Raw genomic sequence first — 26,295 nt, forward strand, 5'->3', positions numbered from 1 at the left:
CGGCGCACCCCATTTACAACGCGGCGGTCGGTGCCGACGCTCGCCACCGCAGGTCAGCGATTCTCGGCGAGCGCGGCCGCGATCTGTTCCCGTCCGGGGATGGACGCGCTGGCGCCGAGCTGAGTGGTCGCCAACGCACCGGCCGTGTTCGCCCAGTTCAGAGCGGCGGCCGCGCCCTGCGACCAGGTTGCTACGAGGGCGCCGGTGAAGGCATCACCCGCGCCCGTCGTGTCGACCACGTCGACACGACGCCCACCGGCGACCAGTTCCGTGTCGCCGCCACGGTAGACCGCACCGTCGGCGCCCAGGGTTCGCACCACGTGCGCAACCGGTCCCAAGGTCGACGAGAACTGTTCGTATTCCAGTGAATTCACGATCGCCAGGTCGACATCGGCCCACAGTCGCGCGGGCAGCGGCTGGACGGGGGAGGGATTGAGGGCGACGAGGGTGCCTGCGGATCCGGCGTGGTGTGCGGCCGCTGTGACTGTTTCGAGGGGGATCTCGAGCTGGCACAGCAGGATGTCGGCGGCCTCGATCGCCGCGAGCTCCGCTTCGGTCAGGTCGGTCATCCGGCCGTTCGCACCGGCCACGACGATGATGCTGTTCTCGCCGTCGCCATCGACCACGATCGTCGCTACCCCGCTGGGCCCGGGGAGCGTGCGCAGCAGCGTGGTGTCGATGCCCGCGCCGTCGAGGGTCGCGCGCAGGGTGGCGCCGAAGGCGTCGTCGCCGACCGCGCCGAGGAAACGCACGTCGGCACCGGAGCGGGCCGCCGCGATCGCCTGGTTGGCGCCTTTCCCGCCCGGAACCGTGGCGAAGCCGGAGCCGAGCACGGTTTCTCCGGGGGCGGGCCGATGCGCGGTAGTGGTGACCAGGTCCATATTGACGCTGCCCAACACCACGACGGTCGGTGCGGCGGAGTGGTTCATAAACCTCGAATCTAGCGGCGACGGCGTTGTGCGGTGCCCGCTTGCGACTCGGCGTCAGTGGTCGAGTTGCGGGGCGCCTGCCCGCAAGACCCTGTGGATAACTCGGTCCCGCTGCCGGTCGGAGCCACATTCCGGGTCACGGGTGGCGTCGAGCGAAACAGGCACAATGCGTACGCTGATACCCATGACGGTAGAAGTGACCCCCGAGCTCGACATCCGCGCAGCGGTGCACGACGCCGCCCGCAGGGCTCGCGTCGCGTCCCGTGCGCTCGCTCAGCTCACCACGGCGCAGAAGAACGACGCACTGCACGCCGCGGCCGATGCGCTGCTCGCCGCGGCCGACCGCGTGCTCGCGGCCAACGACGCCGATATCGAGACCGCCCGCGCGGCGGGCACCCAGGAGAACCTGCTCGACCGGCTGCGGCTCACCAAGGCCCGCATCGACGGGATCGCCTCGGGCCTGCGTCAGGTCGCCGGCCTGCCCGATCCGGTCGGTGTGGTCGTGCGCGGCAGCACCCTGCCCAACGGGCTCGAGATCCGGCAGACCAGGGTGCCGCTCGGCGTGGTCGGCATGGTGTACGAGGCGCGGCCCAATGTCACCGTCGACGCCTTCGGCCTGGCACTGAAATCGGGCAACGCGGCGCTGCTGCGCGGCTCGTCCTCGGCGGCGAACTCCAATGCCGCGCTCGTGGAGATCCTGCGCGAAGCGCTCACCGCCCAGGGCATTCCGGCCGACTCGGTGCAGCTGCTGCCCAGCAACGACCGGTCGAGCGTCACCCACCTGATCCAGGCGCGCGGCTTGGTCGACGTGGTCATCCCGCGCGGCGGGGCCGGCCTGATCAATGCCGTCGTCCGCGACGCGCAGGTGCCGACCATCGAGACCGGCACCGGCAACTGCCACGTCTACGTGCACAGCGCCGCCGACCTCGACATGGCCGAGGCGATCGTGCTCAATGCCAAGACCCGCCGTCCCAGCGTGTGCAACGCCGCCGAGACCCTTCTCATCGATGCCGCCCTCGCCGAGACCGCGCTGCCGCGGCTGAGCAAGGCACTCGAGGACGCCGGCGTCACCATTCACGGTGACCTGCCCGGTCAGGTGCCCGCCACCGATGCCGACTGGGGCGAGGAGTACCTCACCATGGATATCGCCGTGAAGGTCGTCGACGATCTCGACGCCGCGGTCGAGCACATCAACACCTGGGGCACCGGCCACACCGAGGCCATCGTCACCGCCGACTTGGCCGCCGCGCGTGAGTTCACCGCCCGCGTCGACGCCGCCGCCGTGATGGTCAACGCCTCCACCGCGTTCACCGACGGCGAGCAGTTCGGCTTCGGTGCCGAGATCGGCATCTCCACCCAGAAGCTGCACGCCCGCGGCCCGATGGCCCTGCCCGAACTCACCTCCACCAAATGGATCGTGTGGGGCGACGGCCAGACTCGGCCGGTGTGACCGTGACCCTGGTACAGGAACCGATCTTCACCTCGGTCGACGACGTCATCGCCCGCCTGGCCACCACCGGCTACCTGGCCGACAAGGCCACGGCCACCTCGGTGTTCCTCGCCGACCGGCTGGGCAAACCGCTGCTCATCGAAGGCCCGGCAGGCGTCGGCAAGACCGAACTCTCGCGCGCGGTCGCCCAGGTCGCCAACGCCGAACTGGTGCGTTTGCAGTGCTACGAGGGTGTCGACGAGGCCCGCGCCCTCTACGAGTGGAACCACGCCAAGCAGATCCTGCGGATCCAGGCATCGAGCGAAAACGATTGGGCCGAAACCAAAGCCGACGTCTTCACCGAGGAGTTCCTGCTCTCGCGTCCGCTGCTCACCGCGATCCGGCGCACCGATCCCACGGTGCTGCTGATCGACGAGACCGACAAGGCCGACCTCGAGATCGAGGGTCTGCTGCTCGAGGTCCTCAGCGATTTCGCGGTCACCGTTCCGGAGCTCGGCACGATCACCGCCACCCGTAAGCCGTTCGTGGTGCTCACCTCCAACGCCACCCGCGAACTGTCCGAGGCGCTCAAGCGTCGCTGCCTGTACCTGCACCTGGACTTCCCCGACGAAGATCTCGAGCGCCGCATCCTGGCCAGCCGGGTGCCCGAGCTGTCGGCGGTGGTGTCCGAGCAGCTGGTGCGCATCGTGCATGTGCTGCGCGGCATGCAGCTCAAGAAGCTGCCGTCGGTGGCCGAAACGATCGACTGGGGCAACACCCTGCTCGCACTGGGTTCCCAGGATCTCGACGACGCCACCGTGCGGGCCACGCTCGGCGTGGTGCTCAAGCACCGCAGCGACCACCAGCGCGCACTGTCCGAGCTGAAACTGGCCTGAGGTATGACCGCGCCCGCGCCCCACGGCATCAGTGGTCACGTCGCGGGTTTCGTCGCGGCGTTGCGCTCGCGTGGGGTGCCGGTCGGTCCGTCGGAAACCGTCGACGCCGGCCAGGTACTCACCGTGCTCGACCTGCTCGACCGGGAAGCGGTGCGGGAGGGCCTGGCCTGCGCTCTGCTGCGTCGGCCCACCCACCGCGCCACCTTCGACAGCCTCTTCGACCTGTGGTTCCCGGTCGCCGTCGGGCAGCGCAGTGCCGAGGCGCCCGAACTGCCCCGCACACCCGACGGGCGTGTCGATCTGCCCGCCCTGCGCGAACAGCTCGCCGAATTGCTCGCCACCCCCGACAGCGGCAACCAGCTCGAGCTGCTCGCCGCCCAGGTGGTGGAGCAGCTCGGGCGGTACCAGTCGGCGCGTGGGCCGTCGTTCTCCGCCTACCAGGCGCTCAAAGACCTTGCGCCGCAGACCTTGCTGGCGCGTGCGCTGGCCGGTCTCGCCCTCCCGCCCGACGCGAGCGAACGGGACGCCGAGATCGCGCAGCGCCTGCTGCGGATGCGCATCGCCAGCTTCCGCGCCACCGTGGAGGAGGAGACGAACCGCCGCGTCGCCGAGCAGATCGGGCGGGAACGGGTCGCCACCTACGGGGTCGCCCGGCAAGCGGAGGACGCCGACTTCCTGCGCGCCTCCGAACGCGAACTCGCCGATCTGCGCCGGGGAACCCATCGGCTGGCGCGGATTCTCGCCTCGCGTTTGGCGGTGCGGCGCAAGCGTTCCCGTCGCGGCGAGATCGACCTGCGCAAGACCCTGCGGGCATCGATGTCCACCGGCGGCGTGCCGATCGACCTGGTGCAGCGCAAACCGCGCCCCGGGCGCCCTGATCTGGTTCTGCTGTGCGACATCTCGGGCTCGGTGGCCGGCTTCAGCGGCTTCACCCTGCTGCTGGTGAGCGCCCTGCGCGAACAGTTCTCCCGGGTGCGGATCTTCGCGTTCGTCGACCGCACCGACGAGGTCACCGACTACTTCGGCCCGCAGACCGGTCTCGACGACGTGCTCACCAGAATCTTCACCCAGTCCACCGTCATCGACTCCGACGGCCACTCCGACTACGGCCAGGCCTTCACCAGCTTCGCCGACAACTTCGGTGACGCCGTCACCAGCCGCACGTCACTGCTTGTCCTCGGCGACGGCCGAACCAACTACCGCAACCCGCAGGTGCACACGCTGCGCGGGCTGGTCGAGACCGCCAAACACGCGCACTGGCTCAACCCGGAACCGCACAATCTTTGGGGCACAGGCGATTCGGCCGCACCCGACTACGGTGCGGTGATCGAGATGCACGAATGCCGGTCGGCCCGCCAGCTCACCGACGTCGTGTCGAAACTGCTGCCCGTCTGAGGAGCCGCGAGATGGATGTATTGGCGTACTGCCTGGCCGAACCCGGTGCGTGGGAAGACGAACCGTGGGAGGGCGACACCGTGGCCAAGGTGGGCGACAAGGTGTTCGCATTTCTCGGCGCGGGCACATCGATCGGTCTCAAATGCGGACGAGACCGCGCCGAGGCCGACGAACTGGTCACCATCTACCCCGACGATGTCACCACCTCGGCCTACATCGGCCGCTACGGCTGGAACAGCATTCGTGTCGGCGGCGCCGTTCCCGACGACGAACTACGCGAACTCATCGACGCGTCCTACGACGCGATCGTCGCCAAACTCCCGAAGTCCAAACGGCCGCAGCGCTGAAACGTTGAGCGGACGTTAAGCCACTTGTAGGGGCGAACCACCAAGATCACCGCCATGCTGGCTGGGGCGTCGCGCGGCGACGGGCGAACTGAACATCGGGGATCGGACCGCGAGATCGAATTCGTCGCCCGCGTCTGTGTCGTGCGGATGTGGTCCGCCCGGTGAGCGATCGGTTCGCCGCCGAGAACGATGACGCTCGAGCCGAATCCGCCGCGCCAGCCGAACCCGCCGCCCATGCCGCGCTCGTCGGGCCTGTCGTCCACGCCGCGCGGATCGGAGGGGCGATCGACGAGGGCGCCGGCCACGATGCCGAGCTCCGGGTCGGTGCTCCCGCCGGTCAGGTGAATGCCTCCGGTTCGGCTGCCGCCGAGGCGGCCCGCCTTCTCGAGCCCGGTTCGCTGGCCCGCGCCGCGCGAAAGCTCGCGACGATCGCGGCGGCGCGCCTCATCGACGCACCCGACGCGGCGGAGGCGCAGTTGCGGCGTGCCCTGGTCGTCGGCGCGGCGGAGCTCGGGGCACGGGAGCGGGCGGAGCTACGGACACGGCTGGTCACCGCTGTCGCCGCCCAACCCGGTCGCGCTCGCGATGTCGCCCGCGCGGCTGCCGCGGCCGCCGCCGACTGGGCGCCGATCTCACCGGCCGACTCGACACATCTGTGGATCGTCGCGGGCCGCTCGTGGCATCGGGCGCGATCGCATACCGAGGCGGTGCGGGCGTTCGACCAGGCGCTGCTCGGCGGGGCAGCAGTCGGCTACCCACCCGGCGAGCTCGCGCGAGTCCGTGCGGTCTTCGCCGAATCGCTCAACCACCTCGGCCGATACCGTGAGGCAGCCTGGCAGTTCACCGAGGCCGCCCGGCTGATCGCCGCCTCGCCCACCGAGCGGCACCGGCACGCCGATCTGCTGTGGTCGGCGGCGGTGGCAAGGGAATGTTGCGGGCAGGAATCGGAGGCGCTCGGCGGCTACCTGCGTGCGGCCGGTCTCTGGGGTGAACAGGACAAGATCGTGCCCCGCGCGCGCTGCCTGCGCGCGGCGGCCTGGCTGCAACTACGCGGCCCCGGCGGGACGCTGCGCGGCCCGTGGTGGGTGACCCTGGACGTGCTGCTCACCGAACTGAACCGCCTCGTCGCCGCCGACCCGGCCGCCCACCACGTCGAGGAGTTGCGTCGCACCCGCAGTCAGTTCGCCCAGATGTGCGCCCAGGCGTCGGGCACGGCCGAGCACCGACCGGCCGAAGCGGGCCCGCGACCACGGCGAGCCGATCGGCCCCGGTTCCCGGAGCCCTCCGATCCGTACGAATGGTGGCGGTCCTATTAAGCTCGGACCTCATGCACGAGACAGCCCGGCCGCGCCGCAAGCTCGGCGTGATGGGTGGCACGTTCGATCCCGTTCACCACGGTCACCTCGTCGCCGCCAGCGAGGTCGCGCACCTGTTCGACCTGGACGAGGTGATCTTCGTCCCGACCGGTCAGCCCTGGCAGAAGGCGGGCAAACAGGTCAGTCCCGCCGAGGACCGCTACCTGATGACCGTGATCGCCACCGCGTCCAACCCGAGGTTCTCGGTGAGCCGGGCCGACATCGAACGCAACAAGGTCACCTACACCGTCGACACCCTGCGCGAGATGCAGAGCGCCCATCCCGACGCCGAGCTGTACTTCATCACCGGTGCGGACGCGCTGGCCAACATCCTGACATGGCAGGATTGGGCCGAACTGTTCGAACTGGCGAAGTTCGTCGGGGTGAGCCGTCCGGGGTACGAGCTGAACACCGACCATCTCGAGGAACATCTGCGGGACCTTCCCGCCGATGCCGTGACGATGATCGAGATCCCCGCGCTGGCCATCTCGTCGAGCGAATGCCGGCGCCGCGCCGCGCAGGGTCGGCCGGTCTGGTACCTCGTCCCCGATGGCGTGGTGCAGTACATATCGAAGCGGCACCTCTATGTGCCCGCAGGAACGGAAGGTAAGGCATGAGCGCCACCGCCGAAGCGGTCGAGATGGCCAGAGTCGCCGCACTCGCGGCCGACGACAAGCTCGCCACCGATGTCGTTGTCCTCGACGTCTCCGAACAGCTGGTGATCACCGACTGTTTCGTGATCGCGTCGGCGCCCAACGAGCGTCAGGTCAACGCGATCGTCGACAACGTCGAGGAGAAGCTGCGCGAGGCCGGGCACAAGCCGGTTCGTCGCGAAGGCACCCGCGAGGGACGCTGGGCGCTGCTCGACTACGTCGACGTGGTCGTGCACATCCAGCACAACGACGAGCGCAACTTCTACGCCCTCGAACGCCTGTGGCGTGACTGCCCGACGGTCCCCGTGGACGGTATCGCCGCACCCAAGGCCCCGGCCGCCGACGACGACGCGCAGGCAGAGGCAGACAGCGAGTGAGCAAGTACGCCCATGTTCGCACGCTGATCCTGCTGCGGCACGGGCAGACCGAATGGAACGCCGCCGACCGGATGCAGGGCCAGATCGACACCGATCTCACCGAGCTCGGTCGTCAGCAGGCCAAAGAGGCTGCCCGAGAACTGGTTTCACGCAACGCCATCGCCATCCACGCCTCCGATCTGCGTCGTGCCAAGGAAACCGCCCAGGCCCTCGGTGACCTCAGTGATCTGCCGGTGATCACCGATACCCGCCTGCGCGAGACCAACCTGGGCGACTGGGAAGGCCTGACCCACCTCGAGGTGGACGCCGACTACCCCGGGGCCCGGGTGCAGTGGCGGCTCGACGCCACCTACCGTCCGCCCGGTGGTGAGAGCAAACTCGAGGTCGGCGCCCGGTCGCTGCCCGTGGTGCGCGAACTGTACAACGAGCGGCAGGATTGGCCCGGTCGGACTATCATCCTGGTTGCGCACGGCGGGCTGATCGCTGCCCTGACGGCCGCGTTGCTGGATCTGCCACCGGAGAACTGGCCTGCCCTCGGTGGGCTGGCCAATACAAGCTGGGTGCAGCTGTCCAGTCACGGCCCGGATGTCGACCGACCCGGCTGGCGCCTCGATGTTTGGAACGCAGCGGCGAAGGTAGCTCCCGATGTCCTCTGAAGAGCCCGTCCGATCGGTACCGGACGAATTGTTCCAGCAGGTGACGGCCAAGCCCGGACGGCAATTGCCGGACGCGCTGTTCGGCCCGCCACCGGCGCGGCCCGCACGCCCCGAGCGTGAGGAGCCGATCCGTTCGGTACCCGACGAACTCTTCAAGCAGGTCACCGCGCGCAGTACGCGATCGCTGCCCGACGCGCTGTTCGGGCCACCGCCTTCCCCGGTCGGCGAACCCGAGGCCGGTTCGTCGCCTGAGGGCGAGACCGGTTCGAGTGCACAGGATTCCGGTGCGGAGTCGTCGGACGACGAGGGTTCCGTAGCGGCGAATGTTGTCGACGATGCCGGGAAGGTCGGCGCCGGTTCGTCGGTGAGCGCCGACGTACTGACCGACGGCTCGGATTCCTTTGCAGCTCAGGCTGATACCGGCACCGCGCAGACAGAAACGGCTCAGCCGCAGGCGGAGGCTTCGGATGTCGCTCTGATCGAAACTGCTCCTGCGCAGGACGACGCTTCCGGTATCGCTCACGCGGAATCGGTTTCGGTGCACGCTGATGCAGCCGCTGGCGCGCGGCTCGGAGCTGAGACGGTGGAATCCGGGTCCACTGGCGAAGGGGAGCCCACTGCGCGATCTTTGATCGCGCCTTCCCCGGTCCAGCCGGCCGATGGGGTGAGCGTGGCGCCGAGTGTTCTCGCGGAACCTGCTGCCCCGCAGGATCAGTCGATCAGCGCTGTCGATGTCGAGGCGCCCGTGGTTCGGCAGGAGGCCTCGACCGAGGTGGTGGAGCAGGCGTCGCCTCGGCCGGTGCTGTTGGTGATCGCCGATTCGCTCGCCTACTTCGGGCCCAAGGGCGGATTGCCTGCCGATGATCCGAGGATCTGGCCGAATCTCGTGGCGGCCGAACTGGATTGGGATGTCGAGCTGGTCGCCCGGATCGGGTGGACCTGCCGTGACGCCTACTGGGCACTGATCGGTGATCCCCGGGTGTGGGCCGCGGTGCCGCGAGCGGGGGCTGTCGTTTTCGCCGTCGGCGGCATGGACACCCTGCCGTCGCCGCTGCCCACCGCCTTGCGGGAGACGATCCGCTACATCCGTCCGCCCCGGCTGCGTCGCGGGGTGCGGGCCACCTACAACTGGCTGCAGCCGAAGCTGTCGAAACTCGGTCGCCCCGTTGCTCTTCCACCGAGGGTGAGCGTGGACTATCTGGAGCAGTCGCGTGAGGCGCTGACCCAGTTGCGTCCGGAGCTGCCGGTGGTCGCGGTGTTGCCGTCGGTGCATCGCTGCGATGCCTACGGTCGCGTGCACCGTGGTCGGCCGCGCGCGGTGAAGGCATTGCGGGCGTGGTCGGCGCGTACCTCGGTGCCGCTGGTCGACCTCGGCGAAGCCGTGCGCGACGACATCGAATCGGGATCGGCCAACCCCGACGGTATCCACTGGGGCTGGGCCGGGCATCAGGCGGTCGCCACCGCCATGACCAAGGCGCTGCAGGAGGTCCGGTAGTCCGTGGCCGTTGTGGTGGTCACCGATTCGGCGGCCGGGTTGTCCGCCGACCTCGTCGCCGAGCTCGGTATCGAAGTGGTGCCCCTGCACGTGCTGGTCGGTGACCGGCAGCTGCGCGAGGGCGTCGAGCCGGTCGAGATCGACTACAGCGCCGACTCGGTCACCACGTCGGCGGCCTCGCCGGGTGAGTTGCGCGAGGCCTACGAACGCGCCATGGAGCACAGCGGCGGCGACGGAGTGGTCGCCGTGCACCTGTCGCGGATGTTGTCGGCCACCTGGGAGGCAGGGCGACAGGCGGTGAGCGAGATGGGCGCCGACGGCCGTGTGCGCCTGGTGGATTCGCTCGGCGCGGGCTTGGCCACGGGATTGCCCGTCCTCGGCGCCGCCCGCCGCGCCCGGTCCGGTGACACCCTCGACGCGGTCTACGAGTGTGCGGTCGCCGCCGCCAACCGTGCCCGCACCTTCATTCTGGTGAACCGCACCGAACAGTTGCGTAAGGGCGGCAGGCTCAGCAGCGCGGCTGCCTTCTTCGGTAGCGAACTCGTCACCAAACCGCTGCTGCAGTTGGTCGAGGGCAAACTGGAGCTGCGGGAAAAAGTGCGTACACGGTCGCGCGCCGTGACCAAGCTCGTCGCCGCCGCGACGTCCGCCGCGGGCACCGAGGGCGTAGCCCTCGGTATCCAGCACCTGGGTGCCGCGGAGGCCGCCGAGTCCCTGGCTACCCAACTGCGCGAACAGAATCCCACCCTCACCGAACTCCACATCGCGGAATTCGGCCCCACGCTCGGTGTTCACCTCGGTGTTGGCGCCCTCGGCGTCGCGGTGCTGCCCGGCGGATGCGCCTAGGCCGAGAATCTCGCTGATGACAACCGGCGCGCCCGGATCGGTCCTCTGCTTACGGTGGAGAACATGACCGCCTCCACCACGCGACCGACCCCACCCGCCGTCGAAGTGCTGACCGTCGACTGGGAGCATCCGGACGCGGACGTGCTGCGCGCGGAGATGTCGGCCGAGGTCGGCCCGCGCTACGCGTATATCGAATTCGTCGGGCCGCCGCCGACAGTCGTCGACCCGCGCACCGTCCACAAGACCTTCGTGGCCTACGCGGGCCGGACACCCGCGGGTCATGCCGCGGTGCGCTGGAACGCGGGGGATCTGGAGCTCAAGCGGATGTTCGTCCGGCCGGCCTTTCGTGGCACGGGCACAGCGACGGCTCTGCTCGCGGCCGCCGAAGCGGCGGCGCGGGAGGCGGGGCGACCGCGGCTCATCCTGCAGACCGGGCATCTGCAACCCGATGCGGTGCGGTTCTACGAACGCAGCGGATATCACCGGATCCCGCTGTTCGCGCCGTATCACGAGCTGCCGCTGTCGAACTGCTTCGCCAAGAACCTGGCCTGAAAGGGTGCGGTGGCCGGGCTCTACGATGCCAGCGTGACCGCATTCGACGAGTTCGACTTTCCCGATACCTCGAACATGCCGCCGCGCAGGCAACACATCCTCGCGGTGATCCGGGATTCGGTGCTCGCGCACGGTTATCCGCCGAGTGCGCGCGAGATCGCCGACGCGGTGGGGCTGCGATCCACCTCGACGGTCTCCAAACATCTGAAGGCACTGGAGGAGGACGGTTTTCTGCGTCGCGGCGCGGCGATGACCCGGCCCATCGACGTGCGTCTTTTCCTGCGTGGCGCACCCGGTGCGGGCTCCGATTCGGCCGTCAGCGTGCCGGTTGTCGGTGACATCGCGGCGGGCACACCGATCACCGCCGAACAGCATGCCGACGACGTCTTGACGCTGCCACGTGAGCTGGTCGGACGCGGTGAGGTCTTCGGCCTCCGGGTGCGCGGCGACTCCATGATCGACGCCGCCATCTGCGACGGCGATCTCGTCGTCGTCCGCAGCCAGCGTGAGGCAAACTCCGGCGACATCGTGGCGGCCATGATCGGCGAGGAGGCGACCGTGAAGGTGTACCGCCGCCGCAACGGCCACATCCACCTCGAACCGTGCAACCCCGCCTATTCGACGATCGACGGCGACGACGCCGTCGTCCTCGGCAAAGTGGTCTCGGTGATGCGCCGGCTCTGAGCCCGCCGCTACGCCGGACCGAACCAGTCCAGCGACCGGCCGTGCGGGTCGGCGAAGGCCGACGCGACCTCGTCCAGCGCGACCACCATGCGCGCCGCCTCGGACGCCCGTGGCGGGAGCCGACCGGACAGCCAGGGCAGCACGCCTGTGCCTTCCTGGGAAATCCAGTGGCAGGGCAGCGATCGCACTGTCGTGCGGAACCGTTCCCTGGCTTCCGGCGGGAGGTAGGTGAGGACGGCGCTGTGGAACACCACCACGGTGCTGTCGGATGGCGCGGCGCGCACGAGTTCGGTGATCCGTTCGTTCAGATCTCCCGTGACGAGGATCGGTGGGTCGGCCGCGACGATCTCGCAGGCTGCGCGCAGTCGCGTCTTCCGGTCCTCCTGGCCGGGCCAGACGAGTGCCTCCAACCATTCGCGGCTGTGCCGGTCGGTGACGTCGAGTGGGTTCAGATCGACGCCTGCGCGATAGACGACCTCCGGCAGGGCTGTCGGCACGGGGACCGGGCCGCGCACGGTGCAGGGCAACACCACCGGTGACTCGCCGTCCGGTGGGTTCAGCACTGTTGTGCCGTATCGGTAGCTGAAACGGTCCGGGTAGAGACACAAACCCGCGGAGGCGCCGACCTCGATGAGTGCGAGTGGGCCCGGTAGCCCGGCCAGCACCGGAAGCAGTGTCGCCACACGGCCGACCTCGTTGGTCTGCGTGCGGTGGGACAACGCCGTTGTCGCGATCGCCTCCCACCGTTCGATCAGCTGCGTGTGGAACTCGCTGTAGGGCACCGCGTTCACGCCGTTCACCGTCGCGGCGGCGAGCACGAGATTGGGTTGCTGCTTCTCGACGGGCAGCCGCGCCAGCAGCGCCAGGACCGCCGGGTCCTCGGCGATGTCGAGGGCACGGCGGTAGTACAGCGGGGAGTTGGTGTGGACCTCCCGCACCGCGAAGTCGCGGAAGCGTTGTGCCAGGTGCATATGTACCTGCGTACTGCGAATCGGCCATGAGCGCACGGTATCCGGCGAGCACCGCCGTTGGTCAGTGGGAAAGCGCCGCTGACCGGAAGTTGTCCACAGGGCGCGAGTTATCCACAGCCCCGTTGAAAGACCAGGTGGGCGGCGGGTTTCGAGGAGAGCCGAGGGCTAGCGTCGCCGCCATGCCACGACACGAAGAGCACGAGCGAGTTCGGCAGCGGTTGGGCGGGCTCGCGGTGCAGGACAAACCACGACCACATACGACGGCTCGGTGGGAGGCGGACGACGAGCCCCTCGGCTACCGGCGGGGCGGTGCCGCCGATCCGCCGCGTACCGGTCACTGGGACGACGACGAGCTGACTCCCGCGGACGGGGCGCCGGGCGAGGTGGGGACGCCCGGCTGGCTGGACGAGGAAGGTCGGCGCGGCCGGAACCGCTTGGTGCCGGAACGTTTTCGTCAGGCTCGGATAGATCCGGGACGGCGCGGTGCGCTGGCGCTCGGCATCATCGGCCTGGTCGCGGTGGTGCTTACCGGGGTGATGGTGATGCGCGATCGCCCGGTATCACAGGCGGTGCCACCGGTACCGGCACTGCGCGCCGAGCACCTCACTCCGCGCGCTGAACAGACCGCTGTGGTAGCGGCGGCGAGCGGTGCCGCGACCGATGATCCGGGAGCCGGAACCGGAGGTGGGAGTGGGGAACTCGTCGTCAGCGTGGTGGGTTTGGTGCAGCGTGCCGGACTGCATCGTCTGCCCGGCGGGGCACGCGTCGCCGACGCGATCGAGATGGCGGGCGGTGTCCGCGAGGGTGCCGACCTCGCGGGACTGAACCTCGCCCAGCGGCTCGCCGATGGTGATCAGGTGGTTGTCGGTACCGCCGGGCCCCAGGCGGGCCAACCCGTGCAGGGCAGCGCGATGATCAGTGCCGCCGGTGGGCCACCGGGTTCGAGCTCCGCGGGGGAGATCGCGGGTCCCGGTCCCGGTGCGGCCGGCAATTCGCGAGTCGACCTCAATTCGGCGACCGAGGCCGAACTCGATGCGCTGCCCGGCGTCGGACCGGTCACCGCGAAGGCGATCATCACGTGGCGGACGACCAATGGGCCGTTCACCGATGTGGCGCAACTCGGTGAGGTGAACGGTATCGGTCCGGCCCGACTGGCTCGCCTGCGCGATCTGGTCACGACATGACCCGTGTGCGAGACGCGATCGGCACCGGCCTGCGTGATCAGGCTGTGCAGGCCGCCGGTGCGGCGGGTCGATGAGGATCGGGGCGGACAGGGCGAGAGCGGACATGTCGAGTCGAGCTGTCGACCGGCCGTTGGCAGCCAGTTCCGCGTCGGTCGGCAGGTCGTCGTCCAGATCGCCGGGGTCGAGTCGTCGTCCCTCGGTGACGCCGGACAACACGGCGGCCGACGAGGACCAGGAGGAGCCCCCGGTCCTCGATATGCGGCTGGTGCCCGCCGCACTCGGATGCTGGGCGGCCACGCTCATCGCCCTGACCCTCGGCTGGCGAGCGGGGGTGGTGCTGGCCGTTCTGGCGGTGCTGGGAGCGATCGGCGCGTGGGTCGGCTTGTTGTGGGCTATGGCGCATCGCCGGGAACGGTGGCGGGTCGTCGCTGTGGTGGGGACAGCGACGATGCTGCTCGGCGCCGGATTCGGGGCGGCGGCCGCGTGGCGGGAACATCATGTGCAGGCGCATCCGTTGCGCGAATCGGTCGGGCGAACCGTGACGGTGGTAGCGGAGATCTCGGACGACGCCAAACAGATTCGGGCAGGCTCGTTCGGCGGTGAACGGCGATGGATCCTCCGGGCAGGACTGCGCGAATTCGGCAGCGGTGCGCACCGCATACACGCCGGTGGCACGCTGGTGGTTCTCGCTGCCGGGGAGGAGTGGGCGGAACTCGCGCCGGGACAGGTGGTTCGGTTCCGGGGAACGGTGAGCGAACCGTTGCGGGCCGACCTCACCGTCGCCACGTTGCGGGCGAGCACCGAACCGGAACGCATCGGTGTTCCGCCTTGGTGGCAACGACTCGCGACGGGCGTACGCGCCGACCTATCCGACGCGGCGGCGCGCGCCCTCCCGCCCGACGCGGCGGGTCTGCTACCCGCCCTGGTGGTCGGCGACACCGCCGCCCTGTCGACTGAGGTCAGAGATGCCTTCGAAATAGCCGGCTTGCAGCACTTGTGCGTAGTCAGCGGAGCCAATTTCACGATCTTGTTGACCGCTCTGCTCGGCTTGAGCCGTATCCTCACCGCCGGACCAAGAACCAGGGCAGCGACCGCCGCGGGGGCAGTGGTGGTGTTCGTGATTCTCGCCCGGCCGGATCCCAGTGTGTTGCGTGCGGCCGCGATGGGTTCGGTGACGGTCTTGGCCCTGCTGACCGGCCGACGCAAACAGGCACTACCCGCCCTGTGCGGTGCGGTGATCGGATTGCTCGCCGTCGCACCGGAATTGGCGGTGAGTGCGGGATTCGCGCTGTCGGTGCTCGCCACGGCCGGGCTGATCCTGATCGCACCGAGCTGGGCGGACTGGTTGCGCGAGCGCGGGTGGTGGCGTGTACCCGCCGAGATTCTCGCGGTGTCGGCGGCGGCCTTCGTCGTGACACTGCCGCTGATGGTTGCCCTGTCCGGGCGGGTGAGTCTGGTAGCCGTCGCCGCCAATGCCCTCGTCGCACCCGTGGTCGGAGTGATCACGGTGATCGGAGCGGTCGGTGCAGTAGTCGCGTGCCTGTGGGTGGATGCGGCCGTGTGGGTGCTGTGGTGTGCGCGCCCGCCACTGTGGTGGTTGCTCGGGGTCGCCGAACACGCTGCCGCTCTTCCCGGCGCCGCCGTCACGGTGCGGTCGGGCACTGCGGCGGGCCTGGTCGCGGCTGCTCTCATGGTCGTCCTGGTGGCGGCATTGCGCTGGTCGTGGACCCGTCGGCTCCTTGCCGTCGTCTGCCTCGGTATCGCGGTCGTCCTGGTCCCAGTCCGGCTCTGGCACCCCGGGTGGCCCCCTGCGGGCTGGGTCCTCGCCATGTGTGATGTTGGCCAGGGAGACGCCCTCGCCGTCGCTGTCGCCCATGGTGCCGCCGTAGTCGTCGACGTCGGCCCCGACCCCCGCCCCGTCCGCCGCTGCCTCGACCGCCTCCGGGTCACCCGGATCCCCCTCCTCATCCTCACCCACCCGCACGCAGACCACATCGACGGCCTCGCGGGCGCCCTCCACGGCCGCACAGTAGACGCCATAGCCACCGCCCCCGGCGAAGCCCGCCAACCCACCTGCCCCACGCCAACCCTTGGATCGCAGTCGAGGCCCGCGGAGACGCTGCCGAGAGTTATTTCGAGACTGCCGACAGCCTGCGTTCGGTCTGCGTCGACTGAGACGACCACAAGGGAGAGCGTTGGCGCTCATGACCATTCACGGGACGGAGTACGCAGGGTCGTGGACCTTGCCGAGGGCGCGGGGATTCCGCTGATCGAGCTGCATCAGGGACACGTGTTGCGTTTCGGGGCGACAGAACTCGACGTTCTCGCGCCGGGGGAGCGGGCCCCCGGTTCGCTGGAACTCGATGATGCCAATGATCGGTCGCTGGTGGTGCGGGCGCGTACGGCACTCGGAACGGTTCTGCTGACAGGTGACATCGAGAGCGAGGCTCAGCGGAAAACGATGCGCGGCAACGACATCAGAGCCGACGTGCTCAAAGTTCCACACCACGGGTCGCGGACGACCACAGCGGAATTCCTACGCGCGGTCCGGCCACGCCTGGCATTGATCAGCTCCGGCGCCGACAACACCTTCGGACATCCACATCCGGATGTCATCGGGGTGCTCACCTCGCTGGGCGCGACAATCGCCCGAACCGACCTCGACGGCGATGTCATCGTGCTCGGGAGTGCGACAGAACAACGAATGGTCAAGTCCCGCCGACTACCGCCACCGACACCTCGTCCACGTCGAGCACTTCGATGCCGAGGACGGCGTGATCCCATCCGTGAGGCGCTACAGGAAGGCGCCGACACAGCGCGACCGGGCCCGTGCGCGGCGGACGAGCCGCGGTATCGCGGTCCTCGCCGATCCCGTCGGTCCCCCTACGTAGGATCGCCTCGTGAGCGAACTCCCTGCGGTGCATCTGGTTCTCGGTGACGAGGAACTGCTGGTCGAGCGCGCTGTCGCGCGGGTGATGAGCGAGGTACGGGCGGGGGCGCCCGACCCGGATTCGGTGCCGGTGGACAGGATGCGCGCCGGTGACGCCAGCACCGCCGAACTGGCTGAACTCCTCAGCCCCTCGCTGTTCGCCGAAGACCGCGTGATCGTGCTCGAATCGGCGGCCGAGGCGGGCAAGGACGCGGTGGCGGTGATCACCGACGCGGCCGCCGACCCGCCGCCCGGCGTGGTCCTGATGGTGCTGCACTCCGGTGGCGGCCGCGCCAAGGCGCTGGTCCCGGCGCTGCAGAAGCAGGGCGCCGTGGTGCACGAGTGCGCCAAACTCACCAAACCGGCGGAGCGGGTGGAATTCGTGCGCGGCGAGTTCCGGACCGCGGGCGTGAAGGTCGGCGCCGAAGCGGTGCAGGTGCTGATCGAATGCGTCGGGTTCGAGCTGCGTGAACTGGCCGCGGCCTGTTCGCAGCTGGTGTCCGACACCGGCGGCAAGATCGATGTGAACGCCGTGCGCCGGTACTACTCCGGCCGCGCTGAGGTGACCGGATTCGACGTCGCCGAACTCGCTGTGGCCGGCGACCGGTCGGCCGCGATGGAGGCGCTGCGCTGGGCGACCGACCGGGGCGTCCCACACGTGCTGCTGGCCGACGCGCTGGCCGACTCGGTCCACACCATCGCCAAGGTGGGATCGGCCGGCCGCGGCGACCCGTTCAAACTGGCTCAGCAGCTCGGTATGCCGCCGTGGAAGGTGAAGAAGGCCCAAGCGCAGGCGCGTGGCTGGAACCCGGCCTCGATCGGCACCGCCCTGCAGGTGGTGGCCGCCCTCAACGCCGACGTCAAGGGCGGCGCCGCCGATGCCACCTTCGCCGTGGAGCACGCGCTCGCGCGCATCCTCGACCTGCGGGCCACCGGCTGAGGGTCAGTCGCCGATGACGGCGAGGGCCTCCTCGTCTTCTTCGAGGTCCTCGTACCGGCCCTCCCACTCCTCGTAGAGCGGGATCTCGTCCTCACGGGTGACGACCCAGGCGACGCTGTAGCCGCCGTCCTCGTCGGGCACCATCACGTTCTCGATCTTGAGACCGAGCCCGAGGATCTCCGCCGCGCGGATCACCTCGGCCAGGTCGTCGCCTCGTACCACCGTCTGATTCGCGTACACCGTCAACATGCGCGGAATGGTAGCCGACGACAAAAGCCGCCGTGGTCATCGAGGCCACGGCGGCTGCGTCTTGCGAACCGGGTACTAGCGACCCGGGCAGATCAGATCTTGTTCAGAGCCAGCGCGAGCGCGGACTTCTTGTTGGCGGCCTGGTTGGCGTGGATGACGCCCTTGGAGGCAGCCTTGTCGAGCTTGCGGCTCGCGAACTGCAGCTGCTCGGCAGCCTTTTCCTTGTCACCGCTGGCAGCAGCTTCGCGGAAGTTGCGGATCGCGGTGCGCAGCGCGGACTTGACCGACTGGTTGCGCTTGCGCGCTTCCTCGTTGGTACGGATCCGCTTCATCTGGGACTTGATGTTGGCCACGCCTGTATCCTCTGGTTTCCTGTCGCTGGGTGGTATGTCTTGAAAGCTCGTCGGGCGCGCGCCCACGATGCAGCAGATGGTGCTGAACTACGGGTAACACCGCGCCGAAGATCGAGGTTACCAGCTCGGCACCGCCCGGCGAAATCGGGCCCCGCCCGCCCACACCGGTGCGGACGGCGAGTTCACCCGTTTCAGGTGATGCGAGAAATTTACGTGTGGCACACACGGCGTTGTCGCCGGGTCGTGGACAGTTTTCTCCCATGACCTCCACCACAGCGAACGGTCATCCGGCGGTCGCACACACCGGTTTGTTCCACGGCTACGGCCCCGTGGGGGTGGAGCTGGTCGAGGGCCGTGACCTGTTCTGCCGCGACAATGTCGTCTACCTGCGGACCACCGAGGGGAACGACAGGTCGACGTGATCTACCGCCGCATCGACGACATCTACCTCGACCCGATGCACTTCCGCCCGGACTCGGTGCTCGGCGTCGCCGGTGTGCTCAGCGCCGCCCGCGTGGGCAATGTGGTGATCTCGAGTGCCGTCGGCAACGGTGTGGGCGACGACAAACTCGTCTACACCTACGTCCCGGCGATCATCGAGTACTACCTGGGCGAGAAACCGGTCCTGCCCAATGTCGACACCTTCCGCTGCTGGCTCGACAGGAGTTGGTGCACGGCCACGTCGAGAATGCGGGCGGTGTCGTCGGCGCGTTCGACGTAGCGGCCGATCCAGTACAGGGATTCGGCATTGTGGGCGAGCATGTGGTCAATCCCCGATCAGCCGCTGGGTCTGTTGTTGCTGCTGCTGTTGCTGATGAGCCTGCGAGGTGGTGAGGTCGCGGCCCTGCTCGAACGGATCGGCGCGGATCACTCACCAGCTGCGGGCCGGCCAGCTCGCTGTCGTCGGAGCGGCCTGCCAGCACCCAGGTGTCCTTCGAGGACGCCACCGTCGACGCCGACCGCACGTCGCGGGTCCTGCTCGAGGTGCTCGGCATCGAACCGCCCGTCGGTTTGCGCCTGGACGTCTGGTCGGTCACCGATCTGGTCGCGTTCAGCCACGAGCACGGCGTGTCCATCAGCGAGTCCATCGCGAAGGCGCGCGAAAACGCCCGTGGTGCACGGGAAGTCGCCTCCAGCGAGATGTGGGAGTGCCTCAACACCACCTACAACGGGCTGGCCGCGCCGAGCAGGCCGCCCGTGGGCTCGGTCCACACAAATTCTTCGCCGACGTCAAGGACCGCGCGGCGATGTTCACCGGACTGACCGACTCGACGCTGAGCCGCGACGACGGATACCGCTTCCTGCTGCTCGGCCGTTCCATCGAACGCATCGACATGATGGTCCGCTTGCTGCTGTCCCGGGCCGGTGACCGCACCTCCTCACCCGCCTGGGTGACGGTGCTGCGCTCGGCGGGCGCCCACGACACCTACCTGCGCACCCACCGTGGCGCGCTCGACGCGGCCCGGGTGGCCGAATTCCTCCTGCACGACCGCCTTTTCCCGCGATCGGTGTTCCATGCGTTGCTGGTTGCCGAGGCCTGTCTGACCGAGCTGCCGAACTGGAGGTGAGTGGGTCGTCGGTGGTGGAAACCGAACCGTTCACCGAACCGGCGACGGAACTGACCTGGGCCGAGCTACGTGGCGAACGCACCGTCGACCGGTTCGACGAAATGCTCGGTCCCACCGCCTACGTGCCCCGCGACGAGCCCCTCGACGCCGTGGCCAAACAGCTGGCGCGCGGTGTCTCGCCCGCCGAAGCCGTGGTCCGGGCGGCCGAATGGGTGCACCGGGAAATGGACTACAGCGCGGGCACCACCTCGGTGCACACCTCAGCCCCGCAGGCCTTCGCCGAACGGCGCGGCGTGTGCCAGGACTTCGCGCACCTGACACTGGTGTTGTTGCGTGCCATGGGAATTCCCAGCCGCTATGTGTCGGAATATCTGCATCCGAACCCGGCCGCGCCGATCGGAGAGGCGGTGGCGGGGGAGTCGCACGCCTGGGTGGACGCCTGGACGGGACAGTGGTGGGGTTACGACCCGACCGACTACCTGGCGGTCAACGAGCAGCACGTGTCGGTGGGTGTCGGGCGGGACTACGCGGATGTACCGCCACTGAAAGGGGTGTTCTCCGGCGGCGGCTCGACAGACCTCGCGGTCGTTGTAGAGGTCACTCGCCTGGCGTAATGTCCGAAACGCTCGTGCGGACCCCGCTCGTCGCGGGGATCATTCTCCCGGAGAGGTGGTCGCAGATGTCGCTCACAGCACAAGAACTCACTGAACCCGAAGTCATCCCCGAGCCCAAGAAATGGGCGGCGGAAGCGCTCGGCACGTTCCTGCTCGTCATGGGCGGTGTCGGCACCGCGGTGCTCGCCGGTGATCGGGTGGGTGCGCTCGGTGTGGCGCTGGCCTTCGGTCTCACCTTGCTGTTTCTCGTGTACTCCATCGGGCCGATCTCGGGCTGCCACGTCAATCCCGCGGTCACGCTCGGCCAGCTGTTACTCGGGCGGGTCACGGTCGTCTCGGCGGTCGGCTACTGGGTCGCCCAGCTCATCGGTGGTCTCCTGGCCGGGCTGGTGCTGTTCGCGGTGGCCAAGAACCTGCCGAGCTACGACCGGCCGGTCGACGGCCTCGGTGCCAACGGCTGGGGCAAGCACAGTCCGTCGGCGGCCACCGGCCCGCTCGGTGAGGTCGTGGTGCAGAACGGGTACGGCATGGCGGCCATGATCATCATCGAGGTGATGCTCACCGCGGTGCTGGTCTTCGTCGTGCTCGCTTCGACCGACCGCCTCTCGGATGTGCCGCTGGCCGGTATGTCGATCGGCTTCACGCTCGCCGTGATCCACCTGATCTCGATCCCGGTCGACAACACCTCGGTCAATCCGGCGCGCAGCCTCGCGGTCGCCCCGTACCAGGACGGCGCGATGGGTCAGGTGTGGGCGTTCTTCGTGTTCCCGCTGATCGGTGGCGTGCTCGGGGCGTTGGTGTACGGCATGATCTTCGGTCGTTCCCGGGATGTTCTGAGCTGAGCCGGGCTTTCACGACCCCCGATCCGGTATGTCCGGATCGGGGGTCGTCGCGTCAGCTCCAGCTGTATTCGGCGACCAGCCGGTGCGCGACCAGGTCGAAGGTCTTGCGTTCGACGATCGCGCCTTCACGCCGGATGCCGTCCTCGGGCACATCGAGCACCCGGTCCAGCCGCACCCAGCTCGCCCGGCCCGCGTGGTCCCAGGGACCCGAGCCGATGCCCACCCAGTTGTGGTCGTGCGCGCGTTCGGGTTTCGACGACAGCATCAGCCCGAGCAGCGTCTTGCGGTCGCGACCGACTACCAGGACCGGGCGGTCCTTGCCGTTGGTCGGGTCCTCCTCGAACGGCACCCAGGTCCACACCACCTCACCCGGGTCGGCGCGCCCGTCCAATTGCGGGCAGTAGACGATCTGGCGGGCCCGATGCGCGGTCGGCACGGGGGTGGAGGCGGTCGGGCGCACCGGCACGACGGGGCCGGGCTTGGCGCCGCCCAACGCACCCGCCAGCTTCTCGAGCAGCCGAGGTCCCTGCTTGCGCACGATCTTCGGCCCCTGCTCCTTGGCGATCACGCCGAGCTGCTTGCCGAGAGTGTTCCAACTGCTGGCCATGCTTGGAAATATAACGACTGACCCGGCTCCGGTGCACCGGTGACAGAGCCGCGCGTGTGGCCATGGGACGATGGACCCAGTTCGCCGATACCCCTCGAGGAGTGGAGTGGCTTCCAGCTTTGCCGATACGACGTTCACCGATCCGTCGCGGATCAGGAACTTCTGCATCATCGCGCAGAGGGATTCTCGGGTCGCCCGGTAGGGCTGGGTTTGGCCTGGTAGTCGCCTATTTTTCATACTTCCCAACGCTTCCCGGCGCGACCTGGTGTTTCCCGTGGTGTTGTGTTGGGCGATGGGATGAGAATGGGATGAGATCGGCTGCAGGCTTGCCCGAGCGGCGAGCTGGCGCCGCGACATGTAGCACCTGGACTCGTCGGCGTGTCGCAACCCGACACGCCGACGAGTTTTCCAGGTCGGCAATCTTGTAGCTACCTCAGGCTCGGTCGGCCGAATCGGCGGGAACTACGAGGGTTGTCTTCGCCTGCCTGGATCGTTGAGGTCGCGATCCGCCCCTCTCGGGCTGCTGGCTGATGGGGCGGCTCGAGCACTGATGTCTACTCAAGCTGTCCGTCGGAGTACTGCAGTGCGTCCAGGCCTTCCTCTGCCTTGGACATCAGTTCCTCCCGCGCTGAACTGGCCTTGAACACGGCGCCTGGGTGTGGAACCGGCTGCCATTCGATTCCACGGGGGCACACAGGCTGAGGATGTGCTCCTCTGCCACTCGGGACATGGGGCGACACGCTACATCTGGTGGACCGAGCAAGTAGTCGAGATGGCAGTGGTGCCCCAGGCTCTGCCGCCCGCTCGGACGGTTACCGCGGCGTCGAACCATTTGGTGTGGTCGTGAACGGAAGGCTCGCGCCGGGGACGTGTCGATGCGGCCGTTGCGCCGGCATCGCTAAACCACGCGCGGCCGTTCATACAGAACCCGGTGCGAGGTGGTCTCGGGTGGCAGTCCAGCAATCGCCCCATCCTCTGAAAGGCGGGCAAGGCTCAACACTCGGGAACGGTTCTTGAGAAATTTCCGCACCCCGAATTCCCCCCGGTACCCGGAGGGGTGCCGGGCGCCGTTCATCTCAGCGAGGAAGACGGACCCGGACAGCGCGTAACCACCAGCGGCCTCAAAGACTGCCCCGTTCTCAATGAAGCTCACGGCCAAGTCGACATCGCTCACACGCTGCCGATTTGGGTCCATCATCGAGCCGAACAGCACCACGCGATCAACGACTACCAAGTTCATCGGATCGGCTGTGGCTTGCCCCACTCGCTGTAGGAAGCCCGCAAGTGCCTTTTCCGCCGTGGCGCGGTGCACGGGTGTCGTCGCGCTAGCATTCGCCAAAGCATAGGCTTTGCTCGTTGGGTGATATGTCGTCTCAACAATCTGTTCGTGATCACGGGTTTCGGGATTCCAGACTGAGACCGAGGTGGTTCCCTCCGCCTCCAGGTAATCCTGCTCGATCAGAACGTCGAACACAGCGGCAGGGTTCTTGAGATCCTTCGCTAGCGACCTTTCGTACCAGTGCCTATGGACGAACAGCTGGTTGCCCATCACTCGAAGGCAGTCGCGCACCTGTAGGTAGGTGTTTCCGGTGTGTTCGAATTCTGCCTGGCCGTCGATATTGATAGGTCCCCCCAGTCTGTGGTCGATCGAAGAAACTGTCGGTCGCCCTGGGGCGGGGTGAAACCGTCTTGTCCAGGAGCCTTGATTTTGCTGACTGCGCGGAGGCGCTGTCACCTGCTGTCGGGGTAAAAATGAGAGATTGCTACTCGGGAGGCTGAGCATTGCGTGGGCGGGCCATGCCCATACCGCGTCGCTGGTTGAGCACCTCTACTACGCCTCGGGTGTGGAAGAGAGTGCGTGCGCCGCGGTCGGTGTGGTCAACCTGTTCGTTGAGGGTGTCGCGGTACTGGGTCACAGTTTTGCCGTCGACGCCGAGCAAACGGGCGATCGCGCCTAGGGTTCGGTATTCCTCAGGTTCGTCGGGCATGGGCAACGATGCAGGGCGCTTGGCGGCTTCCCAGCGTACTGCGAAGTCGTCTAGTTCGTCGCTGTCGTACTCAAGGGCTGGGGTGCCTGCGCCCAGACCTGTTCGTGAGCGGGGCTGTTTCGGCTTTGGGAAGTCAGGGTCGCCTACCCAGGTGTTGCGGATCGAGCCGTAGCTGCGTCCGTGTAGGGCGGCCCATTCCTTCAGTGTGATCAGTGTTCCCACACCCTGATTGTCGCCGGTCACTCCCGCAGGGCTCAAGCCGACGTCGGATACGGCGGGCACCATGAATGACCTCTTTTCGAGGCGAGTAGCGGAGAGGGGCGCGCCGGACGGTACTGGGTTGCTAAACTCGTTCCTGCCCTTCCTTTTGCGAGTGGGGCACTTTCGGGCGGCCTGGCGTGTCCGAGCTGCGGTCTCGCGATCGTGGCTTCGCCAAGCCGCCCGACCTCTGTCTGTGGCTCCCCGAAAACGGGGGTGAGGAGCACTTGTACTGAGCCTTCCCACTCGGCTGGCCGCGAGGCCGTGTGCACTCCGTTGGGATGGCTGCTGGTCACGTTGGCGATCGGAGGTCGGCTCGGGAAGTGGTTGCGCAAGTGGACGAAACGGAAGGGGGGCTTGGGGAGGACCGAGGGCGTCGGGCCCTCCCCAGCCGCCTAAGCAGCCAGCCCGTAGCGGTCTAGTTCTTCGCCGGTGATGGCTTCCACCAGCGCGGAGATGAGGATTTCGGCGGCGGGCGGGGTAACTGCGTTGCCGAGTTGCCGCACTCGCTGGCGTTTGTTGCCTAGGACGATGTAGTCGGAACGGAATGCCATGGCGTTCTGGATTTCTTCTGGCTCCAGCATGCGGAAGCGCACGTTGTCGATGTCGCGTTCGGTGATCGTGTCGACGAGAGCGAACCGATCGCGGGTGGTGATGGCACCGATCGGGTCCGCGACCGGGCGCGCGGTGCCGGTGCCGTAGTAGGGCAGCAGCATCGAGTTCCACAGCTGAGTTGACATCCCCGTCGGCGGAATGACCAGGCCGTGGTGGTTGCCGCTGGCGGTAACGGTGGCGAGCGGGTCGATCACGGCGCGTGCGTCCGAGGCGCCGCCGCGCATTTCGGCGATGAATGGCAAGAATGCCACGGCAGTTTCGTTGCGGGTGGTCTGGGTGCGTAAAGGCTGTGAGGCCAGCTGGGCTTCTTTGCCGTCGCGGCCCTCCATCGGGACCATCAGCGGCGGTGGGACGACGAGGCCGTGGTTGGAGCCGTCGGCGACGATGGTGGACAGGGGCTCGTGCGGACCGATCGTGCGGGGCTGGTCTGAGCGCAGAAGTGAGAGAAACGGCTGCGGGATCGCCAGGCCGTCGTTCTCACGGGTGGTGCGGGCGGCCATCGGTCCGGTGACCTGGGTGGCGTCGTCGCGCCAGGTACCTCCGGCGGGAACCATCATCGGCATGGCCGAGGCGTAGCGGCGCATGCCGACGCGGATGCGCTCCATGGTCTTGTCGGCCAGGGGCTTGGCCCGGTCGCCGATGCATGTGCCCGGCAGGGTCCAGTCGATCGCGGCGGCTGCCGGAAGGACGGGCGGCTCGACGATCGAGTTGCGGCAGCTGACCCGTGGGCAGCGGTACACGTATTGGGTGCGGTAGCGGCCCATGTCGGCGTTGGGTTTCTTGAAGACCTGAAGGGCGTTGATCCATTCATCGCAGGCCACGCAAAAGGCTCGTGGGCGCAACCACTTGTTCCAGTTGGGCTCGCGGCCGAGCGTGAGATCCCAGTAGGCGACGTAGAGCCGGTCGCGGCTCTGCGGGGCTGCCGGGGTGCGGACCGGCTGGGCGTGGCTGGAGTTCAGGGCGATGATTTTGACTCCGTAGCCCAGGGCTCGGATCTCGCTGATCCAGCGGTTCCACTGGTCCCACTGGCGGACTTCGACCACGTTCTCCACGACTCCGGCGCGGACCCGGCCGCCGCGCTCGATGACGCCGCGCAAATACATCGGAACCTCTTCCATCAACGCACGTGAGCGGTCGGCTTCCTCGTCGCGCTGGAGGTCGAGTAGGTCGCCTTGCATGGTGTTGTGGAAGTCGCGCTTCTTGCCACGCGCCGAGGACCACTGGGGGCATTCCGGGCTGGCCCAGAACAGGTCGGCGGCAGGCCATTTCGCGACCTTCTCTTTGGCCTCTTCGGTGCTCAGGTCGCCGAGGAAGTGATCGGCTTCGGGGTAGTTGGCCATGTGGGTCTCGACAGCCTTGCCCCAGTGATTCGCCGCACGGGTGATGCGCACACCGGGCACCTTTGCCGCGCCCTGCGTAGAGCCGCCAGCGCCGCAAAACCAATCCATCAATTCGAGCATGGGAAATCCCTTCGTGACTTGCGAGTGGGGTCGAAGAGGGCGGGGTGTCCGGTCCCGCAAACTTCTATGTCATATATTACCCGTTAATTGGTTCGAGGTCAAG

24 protein-coding genes and 4 pseudogenes are annotated in these 26,295 nt (G+C 68.1%); 19 read left to right on the top strand and 9 right to left on the bottom strand.

The annotated features are described in order from the left end of the window. Nucleotides 1–53 precede the first annotated feature (53 nt). Nucleotides 54–929, bottom strand: a complete 876-nt coding sequence (locus NI2_RS04450; RefSeq protein WP_067486251.1) for a ribokinase — start codon at nucleotides 927–929, stop codon at nucleotides 54–56. 166 nt (nucleotides 930–1,095) lie between these two features. On the opposite strand from NI2_RS04450, the gene NI2_RS04455 reads away from it, so the two are divergent. From NI2_RS04455 to lexA, 12 genes are all read left to right on the top strand, one after another. Further along, a complete protein-coding gene (locus NI2_RS04455; protein ID WP_255283997.1) occupies nucleotides 1,096–2,379 on the top strand; it encodes a glutamate-5-semialdehyde dehydrogenase in 1,284 nt (427 codons plus the stop codon). Continuing rightward, nucleotides 2,340–3,254, top strand: coding sequence for an AAA family ATPase (locus NI2_RS04460; RefSeq protein ID WP_067486254.1), 915 nt, complete (start codon nucleotides 2,340–2,342; stop codon nucleotides 3,252–3,254). The genes NI2_RS04455 and NI2_RS04460 overlap by 40 nt, the downstream gene beginning before the upstream one ends. Nucleotides 3,255–3,257: 3 nt before the next feature. Further along, entirely contained in the window at nucleotides 3,258–4,649 is a 1,392-nt protein-coding gene (locus tag NI2_RS04465; RefSeq protein WP_067486256.1) for a vWA domain-containing protein, read from the top strand. Nucleotides 4,650–4,660: 11 nt separating this feature from the next. Then, nucleotides 4,661–4,996 (top strand): MmcQ/YjbR family DNA-binding protein, encoded by a 336-nt coding sequence (locus NI2_RS04470; protein ID WP_067486258.1) that lies wholly within the window; start codon nucleotides 4,661–4,663, stop codon nucleotides 4,994–4,996. Nucleotides 4,997–5,157: 161 nt separating this feature from the next. Further along, nucleotides 5,158–6,312: a hypothetical protein gene (locus NI2_RS04475; RefSeq protein ID WP_133734019.1), complete on the top strand. Its 1,155-nt coding sequence runs from the start codon at nucleotides 5,158–5,160 to the stop codon at nucleotides 6,310–6,312. A gap of 11 nt (nucleotides 6,313–6,323) precedes the next feature. Continuing rightward, nucleotides 6,324–6,968: a nicotinate-nucleotide adenylyltransferase gene (gene nadD / locus NI2_RS04480; RefSeq protein ID WP_067486262.1), complete on the top strand. Its 645-nt coding sequence runs from the start codon at nucleotides 6,324–6,326 to the stop codon at nucleotides 6,966–6,968. Beyond that, nucleotides 6,965–7,381 (top strand): ribosome silencing factor, encoded by a 417-nt coding sequence (rsfS, locus tag NI2_RS04485; protein ID WP_067486264.1) that lies wholly within the window; start codon nucleotides 6,965–6,967, stop codon nucleotides 7,379–7,381. The genes nadD and rsfS overlap by 4 nt, the downstream gene beginning before the upstream one ends. Continuing rightward, entirely contained in the window at nucleotides 7,378–8,037 is a 660-nt protein-coding gene (locus NI2_RS04490) for a histidine phosphatase family protein (protein WP_067486266.1), read from the top strand. The genes rsfS and NI2_RS04490 overlap by 4 nt, the downstream gene beginning before the upstream one ends. Further along, complete coding sequence (octT, locus tag NI2_RS34910) at nucleotides 8,027–9,532, top strand: diglucosylglycerate octanoyltransferase (RefSeq protein ID WP_084475896.1); 1,506 nt, start codon at nucleotides 8,027–8,029, stop codon at nucleotides 9,530–9,532. The genes NI2_RS04490 and octT overlap by 11 nt, the downstream gene beginning before the upstream one ends. A 3-nt stretch (nucleotides 9,533–9,535) precedes the next feature. Next, entirely contained in the window at nucleotides 9,536–10,378 is an 843-nt protein-coding gene (locus NI2_RS04500; RefSeq protein ID WP_067486268.1) for a DegV family protein, read from the top strand. A 63-nt stretch (nucleotides 10,379–10,441) separates the two neighbouring features. Next, on the top strand, nucleotides 10,442–10,930 hold the full coding sequence (locus NI2_RS04505) for a GNAT family N-acetyltransferase (protein WP_067487009.1): 489 nt from the start codon (nucleotides 10,442–10,444) through the stop codon (nucleotides 10,928–10,930). Nucleotides 10,931–11,005: 75 nt separating this feature from the next. Then, a complete protein-coding gene (lexA, locus tag NI2_RS04510; protein ID WP_210740747.1) occupies nucleotides 11,006–11,614 on the top strand; it encodes a transcriptional repressor LexA in 609 nt (202 codons plus the stop codon). A gap of 8 nt (nucleotides 11,615–11,622) precedes the next feature. Here lexA and NI2_RS04515 read toward each other — a convergent pair whose 3' ends face one another. Then, on the bottom strand, nucleotides 11,623–12,585 hold the full coding sequence (locus NI2_RS04515) for a DUF2332 domain-containing protein (protein ID WP_067486272.1): 963 nt from the start codon (nucleotides 12,583–12,585) through the stop codon (nucleotides 11,623–11,625). A gap of 179 nt (nucleotides 12,586–12,764) precedes the next feature. Here NI2_RS04515 and NI2_RS04520 point away from each other — a divergent pair, with 179 nt between their 5' ends. The 3 genes from NI2_RS04520 to holA all read left to right on the top strand — a co-directional run bounded on the left by NI2_RS04520 (nucleotide 12,765) and on the right by holA (nucleotide 17,638). After that, the gene (locus tag NI2_RS04520) at nucleotides 12,765–13,769 is read left to right on the top strand and encodes a ComEA family DNA-binding protein (RefSeq protein WP_067486274.1); all 1,005 of its coding nucleotides are present in this window, start codon (nucleotides 12,765–12,767) and stop codon (nucleotides 13,767–13,769) included. A 199-nt stretch (nucleotides 13,770–13,968) separates the two neighbouring features. Further along, entirely contained in the window at nucleotides 13,969–16,707 is a 2,739-nt protein-coding gene (locus tag NI2_RS04525) for a ComEC/Rec2 family competence protein (protein WP_067486276.1), read from the top strand. Beyond that, nucleotides 16,670–17,638, top strand: coding sequence for a DNA polymerase III subunit delta (gene holA / locus NI2_RS04530; protein ID WP_067486278.1), 969 nt, complete (start codon nucleotides 16,670–16,672; stop codon nucleotides 17,636–17,638). Before NI2_RS04525 ends, holA begins: the two co-directional genes overlap by 38 nt. A gap of 3 nt (nucleotides 17,639–17,641) precedes the next feature. On the opposite strand, the gene NI2_RS04535 is transcribed toward holA, so the two are convergent. Together NI2_RS04535 and rpsT are read right to left on the bottom strand one after the other, a co-directional pair. After that, nucleotides 17,642–17,887 carry a hypothetical protein gene (locus tag NI2_RS04535; RefSeq protein WP_067486280.1) on the bottom strand — a complete coding sequence of 82 codons (246 nt, stop codon included), beginning with the start codon at nucleotides 17,885–17,887 and terminating at the stop codon, nucleotides 17,642–17,644. 92 nt (nucleotides 17,888–17,979) lie between these two features. Further along, nucleotides 17,980–18,240, bottom strand: a complete 261-nt coding sequence (gene rpsT / locus NI2_RS04540; RefSeq protein WP_067486282.1) for a 30S ribosomal protein S20 — start codon at nucleotides 18,238–18,240, stop codon at nucleotides 17,980–17,982. A 329-nt stretch (nucleotides 18,241–18,569) separates the two neighbouring features. On the opposite strand from rpsT, the pseudogene NI2_RS32745 reads away from it, so the two are divergent. After that, nucleotides 18,570–18,901: pseudogene (locus NI2_RS32745) on the top strand (circularly permuted type 2 ATP-grasp protein); the annotation flags it as partial. Here the strand turns inward: NI2_RS32745 and NI2_RS32750 are convergent. Continuing rightward, nucleotides 18,862–19,002 (bottom strand): annotated as a pseudogene (locus NI2_RS32750) (alpha-E domain-containing protein); the annotation flags it as partial. The pseudogenes NI2_RS32745 and NI2_RS32750 sit on opposite strands and share 40 nt — an antisense overlap. A 174-nt stretch (nucleotides 19,003–19,176) precedes the next feature. On the opposite strand from NI2_RS32750, the pseudogene NI2_RS04550 reads away from it, so the two are divergent. The 3 genes and pseudogenes from NI2_RS04550 to NI2_RS04560 form a co-directional block, all read left to right on the top strand. Further along, nucleotides 19,177–19,793, top strand: a pseudogene (locus tag NI2_RS04550) (alpha-E domain-containing protein); the annotation flags it as partial. A 2-nt stretch (nucleotides 19,794–19,795) separates the two neighbouring features. Beyond that, nucleotides 19,796–20,422 (top strand): annotated as a pseudogene (locus tag NI2_RS04555) (transglutaminase-like domain-containing protein); the annotation flags it as partial. A 65-nt stretch (nucleotides 20,423–20,487) separates the two neighbouring features. After that, on the top strand, nucleotides 20,488–21,264 hold the full coding sequence (locus NI2_RS04560) for an aquaporin (protein WP_067487013.1): 777 nt from the start codon (nucleotides 20,488–20,490) through the stop codon (nucleotides 21,262–21,264). 52 nt (nucleotides 21,265–21,316) lie between these two features. On the opposite strand, the gene NI2_RS04565 is transcribed toward NI2_RS04560, so the two are convergent. From NI2_RS04565 to NI2_RS04580, 4 genes are all read right to left on the bottom strand, one after another. Continuing rightward, entirely contained in the window at nucleotides 21,317–21,871 is a 555-nt protein-coding gene (locus NI2_RS04565) for a type II toxin-antitoxin system PemK/MazF family toxin (protein ID WP_067486286.1), read from the bottom strand. An 898-nt stretch (nucleotides 21,872–22,769) separates the two neighbouring features. After that, nucleotides 22,770–23,345, bottom strand: coding sequence for a hypothetical protein (locus NI2_RS04570; protein ID WP_133734022.1), 576 nt, complete (start codon nucleotides 23,343–23,345; stop codon nucleotides 22,770–22,772). A 289-nt stretch (nucleotides 23,346–23,634) separates the two neighbouring features. Then, on the bottom strand, nucleotides 23,635–24,081 hold the full coding sequence (locus tag NI2_RS04575) for a hypothetical protein (protein WP_243749891.1): 447 nt from the start codon (nucleotides 24,079–24,081) through the stop codon (nucleotides 23,635–23,637). A gap of 431 nt (nucleotides 24,082–24,512) precedes the next feature. Beyond that, complete coding sequence (locus tag NI2_RS04580) at nucleotides 24,513–26,192, bottom strand: DNA cytosine methyltransferase (RefSeq protein ID WP_067486291.1); 1,680 nt, start codon at nucleotides 26,190–26,192, stop codon at nucleotides 24,513–24,515. Nucleotides 26,193–26,295 lie beyond the last annotated feature (103 nt).

Origin of the sequence: Nocardia ignorata NBRC 108230 (assembly GCF_001612905.1) — a bacterium.
GTDB classification, from domain to species: domain Bacteria; phylum Actinomycetota; class Actinomycetes; order Mycobacteriales; family Mycobacteriaceae; genus Nocardia; species Nocardia ignorata.